This window comes from Nonomuraea recticatena (assembly GCF_039533245.1).
In the GTDB taxonomy this organism is placed as follows: domain Bacteria; phylum Actinomycetota; class Actinomycetes; order Streptosporangiales; family Streptosporangiaceae; genus Nonomuraea; species Nonomuraea roseola.
On sequence record NZ_BAAATE010000079.1, the window covers coordinates 1 to 7,861 of the forward strand.

Sequence of the window (7,861 nt, forward strand, 5' to 3'; positions counted from 1 at the left end):
CGCAGGAACAACTCCCACAACTCATCAGGCACCAGCCGTCGAAGGAACGCATCCACGAACGGTCTAACGATCAATCTCCAAATGAGTCACGGTCTAAAGGCGAGGAACACTAGGCACTTTGAGCATTACCTATGCCCGCTGAGGTGCAGCACAGCGGACGTGCGTTCGGCCAGTCGGCGCCGAAAGTCGGGATCAAGGGCGGCGGCGTTGGGCTGGGCAGGCCGTGTCTCGTCCACATACTGTCCCCGCCATCGACTACCGGAGAGAGCGGCATGCACCACATTGCGGGCCCCATACTGGACGGACGCGCCGCCAATGTCGAACATCGCGTGCAGCAGGGTTGTGCTGATGACTCCGGGGTGAAGGCTCACGATGTCTGGCTGCGGTTGAGATGCCTGTTCGGCCAGCCAACGGGCGTGTGCCACCAGCGCCAGCTTGGAGCGGGCGTAGGCGGCTGTCGGGCTGTAAGGGGAGTGCTCCAGGTTGAGGTCGTCTGGATCGAGCGACGCGGACAGATGCGTTGCCGAAGCGACGTGCACGACTCGCCCGTCTGCCGTGAGGATCAAGGGCGTGAGCCGTTCGGTCAGCAGTACAGCGGCAAGGTAGTTCGTCTGCAGGGTCACCTCGTTGCCGTCGCGGCTGATCGTTCGCCGCGGCGGGCCTGGACGGCCGGCATTGTTGACCAGCACATCGATGCGATCTGTTCTCTTCGAGATCTCGGCCGCCATCTCCTCCACCGCGGCCAGGTGATCGAAGTCGGCTTGCACATAGTGCACCTGCCCCGCGCTGGTAGCTTGCAGTTGCTCCAGCAGCCCACCGATCTCGGTCGGCCGCTCCGGGCCGTGCACGTACAGGCAGGAGGTCCGCGGAGCCAGCAGCCGGGCGGCGGCTTCGCCGATGCCGCTGGTCGCGCCGGTCAGCACGACTGCTGTTTCTTCAGGGTTGTGGGGCTTCATGGCTTGGCGACGATCCCTAAGGGTGATGGTCGAGGCGGCGACAGCGGCAGCGGCTCATTGGTCTTGTCGCTGGGCGCGCCTTCGTGAGACCAGACGATGGTCGATGGTGGCGATGGCGGCCAGTACGACCACGACGGCGGTCATGGCGGCCCAGCCCGCGAATGACGCGCCTATTCCTATAGGCACGACGCACACTGCTCCGACGACGCGATCGGTGATCCGTCCGCTCTTCAGCATGGCGCGGTAGATCGCGTGTCCGGCGAGGAAGATCGCGGCACCGCAGCCCAGCCACCATGGCGAGACATGCCCGTGGATATGGTGGATGGCGTCGGTGATGCCGACCGCGACGAGGATGACGCCAATGATCATCACCAGGTGAGCACCGGTGAAGGCGTAGTAGGCCAGCATCTGACGCTGATGTGGGGTGGCCCTCTCGAACTCCGCCTCGGCCCGGACTTCGTCCCCGTCGAAGTACACCCACCACAGTCCCGCCGTCACCGCGATGCCCAGGATCACGCCGAGCGCAAGGGGCAGGTCGACCGCGCGGCTTGGCGGACTCCCGGCGCCGATGCCGATGGCCACCACCGATTCGCCCAGCACCACGATCAGGAGAAGCGCGTGGCGTTCCACGAAGTGGTGGGGCTCGATGATGAATCCGTGGATGCGTCCCAGGAAGGGGGAAAGGTACAGGGTGGGTACGGCGGCGGCCCAGCAGACCCAGCTCCATGTCTCGGGCAGGTGCGGTGCGATGAGGACGAGCACGCCGGCTGCGGCGTTGAACGGCGCGTTGCGCAGGATGGCCCGCCTGGCCGACGGGGCACTGGCGGTGAGGTAGACAACGCAGTGGATGACGACCACGGCCAGGTACGCGATGGGAAAGGCCCACCCCTCGGGTTCGAAGGCATAGGGGACGGACAGACCCATGATGAAGAAGGCCATCATCGCGAGAGTCAGCAGAAGCCGTACCGGGACCACGTCGGGCCGTACTGCGTTGGTGAGCCAACCGAACGCGCTGAACATCCACCACACGACGATCATGGGCAGCAGCCCCTTGAGGAGCCCTTCCCAACCGGGATGCGCCTCCACCGCGTGCGTCACCTGGGTGACCACGAAGACGAACACCAGGTCGAAGAAGAGCTCCATCGGAGTTACTCGGCCGCTTGTGCTCTCGGAGGTCCACAGCCGCAGACGAGCCCTGGGTGACGTCATCTGTTCCTCTCCTTCATCCGGTGTCGGCGGCCAAGGCGCCTCTGGGTCACGCACCTGTGCGCGTCACGGTCACGTGAACGAATGCCGGCGGCGCCGCGGCAGCCTCACCGGCCGGACACTCAAGCTCCCGGACGATCCACAAGGCACATTTCTGGCATTAAGGCCTCCTCTGTGGGCCACGACAACGGATAGTGCTTCCGGAGCCGGGTGACCCGGCCGCCGGTCGTGCCGGGGTGGACCCGCGCGAACGCGTGCGGATGCGCTACGTCCTCTCCCCGGACGGCGAAAGCCGATGTCCGTCCTGCAGCCCATGGTGGCCTGGAGCTACCTGCGCAACAGGATAGGCGGATCCCGACTGAGCCCGTTACGTCGGGCTCCGGCGGAATCTCCTTTTCGCTCGTGGCTCGATGGTCTGTCAGAGCAGCTGGTCGATGGTGATCGGCAGGGAGCGCATGCGCCGCCCCGTGGCGTGGTAGACGGCGTTGCCGATGGCCGCCGCCACACCGACCAGGCCGACCTCCCCGACGCCCTTGGTGCCGACCGGCGTCGCCCGGTCGGGTTCGCCCACGAAGATCACGTCCATGTCCGGGACATCGGCGTTGACGGGCACCAGGTAGTCGCCGAACGTCGCGTTCGCGATGCGCCCGGTCCCCTGATCGGTGGCCGTGTCCTCGAAGAGCGCCTGCCCGATGCCGCCGACCGTACCGCCGATGATCTGGCTGGTGGCCGTCTTCTCGTTGAGAATGCGCCCGCCGTCGATCGCCGAGACCACCCGTGTCACCCGCAGCAGCCCCAGGTCCGGGTCGATGCGGACTTCGACGAACTTGGCTCCGAACGCGCCGGCGACGGCCATCCCGAGTTCCTCGGCCCGGGGCGGGGTACTCCTGCCGTCGGCGCTCAGTTCCTCCAGGCCGTGGCGGGCCAGGATGTCGGTGTAGGACTCGCCCCGCTCGGGGGCGCCGATGCGGTGGATGCGTCCCTCACTGACCGTGACGTCGTCGAGCTTGGCCTCGCGCAGCGGTGAGTCCATGTCGTCGCGGACCAGGTCGAGAAACTCCCCCACAAGTCGCCGGCAGGCGGCGTGAACGGCGTTGCCGAGAGCTCCGGTGAGGCCCGAGCCGCCCGCCTGTGGCGAGTAGGGCATGTCGGAGTCACCAAGGTCGAAACGCACCCGTGAGGTGTCCAGCCCCAGGAGTTCGGCTGCCAGCTGGGTCATGACCGTATAGGTGCCGGTTCCGATGTCGGTGGCCGCGCTGCGTACGAACGCCGATCCGTCGCGGTGCACCGAGGCGCGGGCCTGGCACGGCACCTGGTAGTTGGGATAAGAGACACCTGCCAGGCCGTAGCCGACCAGCCAGCGTCCGTCGCGCATGCTCCCCGGTTCGGGGGTTCGCTGCGACCAGCCGAAACGCTCGGCGCCTCGCAGGTAGCACTCCTGCAGCGCGTTGCTCGACCAGGGCAGACCGAACAGCGGATGTTCGCCCGCGTAGTTGCGCAGGCGGAACTCGAGCGGGTCCATGCCGAGGGCATGCGCCAGTTCGTCGATGGCCGACTCCAGGGCGAAGTTGCCCTGGCCCTCGGCGGGGCCCCGCATGGACCCCGGGCACGGAATGTTGAGCCGTACCTGCCGATCCCGGGTCCGGACGTTGGGGCAGGCGTAGGAGACTGCCGAGCACAGGGAGACCGGTTCGTAGTCATCGTCCTCCATCGCCACCGACGAGGTGCCGTGGTGCTCGATGGCGACCAGGTCACCGACACTGGTGGCCCCGATCCTGATGTGCTGGACGCTGTTCGGCCGATGGCCCACGGAGGTGAACATCTCGGGCCGGGTGAGCACGAGCTTCACCGCCCGCCCGACCTCACGCGCGGCCAGCACGGTCAAAATGACGTGGGGCCACATGCGCAGCCCGGCGCCGAAGCCGCCGCCCACGTAGGGGGCCAGGACCCGGATGCCGCTCTCCGGGATCTTGAAGATCGCCGCGAGGGAGGTCCGGACGTTGTGGGGCCACTGGGTGGAGTCGTGGACGGTGAGCAGGTCGCCGTTCCAGACGGCGATCGTGGCCATCAGGCCGAGCGGGTTGTTGGTGTTGTCGGGGGTGGTGTAGGTGCCCTCCACCACGACGTCAGCGGCGGCGAAACCGGCGGCCACGTCGCCGCGCTCGCTGTCTAGACTCCAGGGGTCGGTGAGGACTTCCGCTCTGGGGTCGTCGACGTCGAGCAGGGCCTCGGTGCTTTCGTACTCGACCCGCACGAGCGACGCGGCGTGCCTGGCCTGCTCCGCGGTGGAGGCCACCACGATGGCGACATGTTGCCCGTAGTGCAGGACGCGATCGTCCTGGAGCGGAGCCGGCGGGGACGGCCCCAGCAACGTCATCGGCCCGCGCTCCAGTCTCGGTGCGTTCAGGTGGGTGATGACGGTCAGCACCCCCGGAGCGGCCTGAGCCTGCGAGGTGTCGATGGCACGGATCCGCCCGGCGGCGATGGTGCTGCGCACCAGGGCGGCGTGAGCCATGCCGGTATAGCCGAAGTCGTTGGGGTAATGCGCCTTGCCCGCCACCTTCAGCGGGGCGTCCACGCGGTCCAGGCCTGCGCCGATGACCGCGATCGTTGGGGAGATCGTTGGGGATGTGGTCATGATTCCGCTCCTGCGACGATCTCCAGGGTGCGCACCAGGGTCCGTTTGGCCAGGTCCACCTTGAACGCCGTGCCGGGGTGCGTCCTGGCTCCCTCCAGGGCGACGTCCGCCGCCGCGCGGAAGGTGTCACGGCGCGCGGCCGCCCCGCGCAGGACGTCCTCGGCGCCCCACGCCCGCCATGGGATCGTGCCGACGCCGCCCAGGGCCACCCTGGCCTCCCGGATGATGCCGTCCTCCATCATCAGAGCGGCACCGGCCGAGGTCAGCGCGAACTCGTACGAGACGCGGTCGCGGACCTTCAGGTAGTGAGACCGTGCTCCCTCCGGGAGAAGGGGCACCTCGACCGCGGTGATCAGTTCGCCGTGTTGCAGCACGTTCTCGATGTGCGGGGTGTTCCCCGGTGGGAGGTGGAACTCGGTCAGCGGGATGCTGCGCGGACCGTTCACGCCCTGAACGTGGACGAGAGCGTCCAAAGCCGCAAGCGGGACCGCTACATCGGAGGCGTGCAGGGCAATGCAGTGCTCACTGGTGCCCAGGATGGCGTGCATGCGGGCGAAACCGGTGATGGCCGCGCACCCCGACCCCGGAGCACGTTTGTTGCACGCCGCGACGGTCGGGTCCCGGAAGTAGCGGCACCGGGCCCGCTGCAGCAGGTTGCCCCCGATGGTAGCCATGTTGCGCAGCTGAGTGGAGGCTCCGAGCAGAAGGGCTTCCCGGACGAAGGGCAGGCGCTCGACCACGACGGGGTCGGCGGCCAGTTCTTCCATGGTGGTCAGCGCGCCGACGCGGATCGCCGAGCCGCTGTGCGTGATGCCGCCCAGCGGCAGCCGGGTGATGTCGACAAGCCGCTCGGGGCCTAGCACGCCGTCCTTCATCAGGTCCAGCTGCGTGGTGCCGCCCGCGAGAAAGGAGGCGTTCGAGTCGGCGCTGACCATGGCCACGGCCTGACCGACATCGGCGGCTCGGACATATTCGAACGGACGCATCGTCAACCCCCCGCAGCCACTTCGCGAATCGCCGCGCGGATGTTCGGGTAGGCCCCACAGCGGCAGATGTTGCCGCTCATGAACTCGCGGATGTCCTCTTCCGAGTCCGCCCGGCCCTCCGCCAGCAGCGACACCGCCGACATGATCTGTCCAGGAGTGCAGTAGCCGCACTGGAATGCATCGTGACGGGCGAAGGCCGCCTGCACAGGATGTGGCGCCCCTCCCTCGGACAGGGATTCGACGGTGGTGACCTCACGGTCCTCGCACTGGGCGGCGAGCATCAGGCACGACACCACGCGCTTGCCGTCGACCAACACGGTGCAGGCGCCGCAGGCGCCCTGGTCGCACCCCTTCTTCGCACCGGTGAGAGCCAGGTGGTCGCGCAAGGCGTCCAGCAAGGTGACACGGGCGTCGAGCCGCAGTCTGCGGGAGGTGCCGTTGACGTGGAGGGTGACTTCAACCTGGGGCGCCTCGGGCGGCGCCTCGTCGTACGGGTGTGCCGTACTGTCCGCTGTCGTCATGCGCAAAGTATAACCAAAACGGACATTTATGGCTATTATGGACATCGAGTGTCTGGGTCGGGGGAAGCGGCCCGGGCCTCGTACTCAGGGGACAGTAGAGGGCGCCGAGCCGGTAATTTCGCGGCCGAGGAACCGCCGGACAGCCGTTATAGATGAGATTGATGATGACGTACGGGGCGATTAGACCGTTCGCTTCGTAACGGATTGATTGCTCTGGGTTAATTGCTGTCGTTGTGGGCCTACTTTGCTGGCATGCCTGCGGAATTCCTGTCGGCTGAGCAGAGGGCGGCGTACGCATCGTTCGCCGAGATGCCATCGCTGTCGGATCTGGAGTTAGTTCTTCTTCCTAGACGCCTTCGACCGGAATATGATCGCGCAGTTGAGGGTCGATTCGCGCCGGTTGGGCGTTGCTGTCCAGACTGGGACGCTTCGGTACAAGGGGTTGTTTCTGGAGGATCCTCTGGTGGTGCCGTGGCCGATGATGGACTATCTCGCCGAGCAGCTGAGGATCGGTGATGCGTCGCAGGTCAAGAAGTACGCCGTGCGTGCGCAGACGGCCTACGACCATGCGTGGATGATTCGGGATGCCTCTCCACCTCACCGGCCTGGATCGGGTCTTCGGTTGCTACGCCACAGTGGCCGAGGCGGCATCCGCCCTGGACCAGGACGGATGAGCGGGCTGTGGCACCGACAGCGGTGGCCAGCCTTGGTCCCGCGGCGGCGGGCTCGCGCGCGCGGCGGCCCCTGCCGCAGGTGGACGCGCCAGGGGCCAACGGTGTGCGTCGTGCCCGCACCCCAACTGTCAGGCGAAGGTCGCACTCCTCCACGCGCCCTCGTCGGTCGGGCAGGGAAGCGGCCTCGGCAGGTAGCCGTTCCCACAGCGCGGGAACACGACGAACGTCACCAAGCGTAGCGGATGGCTACAGACCGACAATGGATGCCGCGCTCGCGCATGCGCTAGAGGTATCTCGAAGCCCCGGGACCCGCGCTGGCGAGGCGGTGGGAGCGAGCACCCTGTGCGAGGCGCTCGACATCAGGAAGCCGCCCAAGATGCCCTCGCTCAAGGTTGTCATGGCCTTCATCCGCGGGTGTGGCGGCAGTGAAGAACTCACTCGTTGGACTACCGCCTGGCGCCGGATCCGCATGACCAGGACGACGACCAGCAACGTCACTCAGTTGCTGCCCACCGCCGACCAGCGGCGGGCCGGGTAGCTCTGAGTCGCAGCCGGCAGGCCCCGCATCGCGGTGATGCGGAGGCCTGCTGCGCTTATCTCAGCGTGACAGGTCGCGGACGTGGCGCTGATGGAGCCGACCAGCTTGGTCAGCCGGCCTGTCAGTTCGACCAGGTCGCTCTGGCGCCCGTTCGGCGATCCGGCCTCGACGACCTGCTCGAGGCCTGCGGCGCCGATCGCGGTGATCGCCGCGCTCAGCTCGTCGACCAGATGGCGGGCGGCGGCCGCGCCTCGTCGGCCAGGCGCTCGCCAAGCCGCGCGGCATGACCGGCGGCCTCGGCGGCGCGGCGGCGGGCTCGGTGCGCGGCCTGGCGGCACGGGT

General features: G+C 67.6%; 7 protein-coding genes. 1 reads left to right on the top strand and 6 read right to left on the bottom strand.

Features of this window, described 5'->3' with window-relative positions:
* Positions 1-125: 125 nt before the first annotated feature.
* From ABFX50_RS49960 to ABFX50_RS49980, 5 genes are all read right to left on the bottom strand, one after another.
* A complete protein-coding gene (locus ABFX50_RS49960) occupies positions 126-956 on the bottom strand; it encodes an SDR family NAD(P)-dependent oxidoreductase (protein WP_346158221.1) in 831 nt (276 codons plus the stop codon).
* Between the two features lie 54 nt (positions 957-1,010).
* Positions 1,011-2,099, bottom strand: a complete 1,089-nt coding sequence (locus ABFX50_RS49965; protein ID WP_346158224.1) for a low temperature requirement protein A — start codon at positions 2,097-2,099, stop codon at positions 1,011-1,013.
* A 481-nt stretch (positions 2,100-2,580) separates the two neighbouring features.
* Positions 2,581-4,800 carry a xanthine dehydrogenase family protein molybdopterin-binding subunit gene (locus ABFX50_RS49970; RefSeq protein ID WP_346158225.1) on the bottom strand — a complete coding sequence of 740 codons (2,220 nt, stop codon included), beginning with the start codon at positions 4,798-4,800 and terminating at the stop codon, positions 2,581-2,583.
* Positions 4,797-5,786 carry an FAD binding domain-containing protein gene (locus ABFX50_RS49975; protein WP_346158229.1) on the bottom strand — a complete coding sequence of 330 codons (990 nt, stop codon included), beginning with the start codon at positions 5,784-5,786 and terminating at the stop codon, positions 4,797-4,799. Before ABFX50_RS49975 ends, ABFX50_RS49970 begins: the two co-directional genes overlap by 4 nt.
* A 2-nt stretch (positions 5,787-5,788) precedes the next feature.
* Positions 5,789-6,307 carry a (2Fe-2S)-binding protein gene (locus tag ABFX50_RS49980; RefSeq protein WP_346158231.1) on the bottom strand — a complete coding sequence of 173 codons (519 nt, stop codon included), beginning with the start codon at positions 6,305-6,307 and terminating at the stop codon, positions 5,789-5,791.
* Positions 6,308-6,674: 367 nt separating this feature from the next.
* Between ABFX50_RS49980 and ABFX50_RS49985 the strand changes: the two genes are divergently transcribed.
* Entirely contained in the window at positions 6,675-7,220 is a 546-nt protein-coding gene (locus tag ABFX50_RS49985; RefSeq protein WP_346158234.1) for a DUF4158 domain-containing protein, read from the top strand.
* Positions 7,221-7,479: 259 nt separating this feature from the next.
* Here the strand turns inward: ABFX50_RS49985 and ABFX50_RS49990 are convergent.
* Positions 7,480-7,861 (bottom strand): hypothetical protein (locus ABFX50_RS49990; protein ID WP_346158235.1); only part of this gene is annotated, 382 nt, incomplete at its 5' end.

Excerpts from the sequence above, each read along its gene's own strand:
- ABFX50_RS49960 (WP_346158221.1), bottom strand. The coding sequence starts at position 956 with ATGAAGCCCCACAACCCTGAAGAAACAGCAGTCGTGCTGACCGGCGCG.
- ABFX50_RS49970 (WP_346158225.1), bottom strand. The coding sequence starts at position 4,800 with ATGACCACATCCCCAACGATCTCCCCAACGATCGCGGTCATCGGCGCA.
- ABFX50_RS49975 (WP_346158229.1), bottom strand. The coding sequence starts at position 5,786 with ATGCGTCCGTTCGAATATGTCCGAGCCGCCGATGTCGGTCAGGCCGTG.
- ABFX50_RS49980 (WP_346158231.1), bottom strand. The coding sequence starts at position 6,307 with ATGACGACAGCGGACAGTACGGCACACCCGTACGACGAGGCGCCGCCC.
- ABFX50_RS49965 (WP_346158224.1), bottom strand. The coding sequence starts at position 2,099 with ATGGAGCTCTTCTTCGACCTGGTGTTCGTCTTCGTGGTCACCCAGGTG.
- ABFX50_RS49985 (WP_346158234.1), top strand. The coding sequence starts at position 6,675 with ATGATCGCGCAGTTGAGGGTCGATTCGCGCCGGTTGGGCGTTGCTGTC.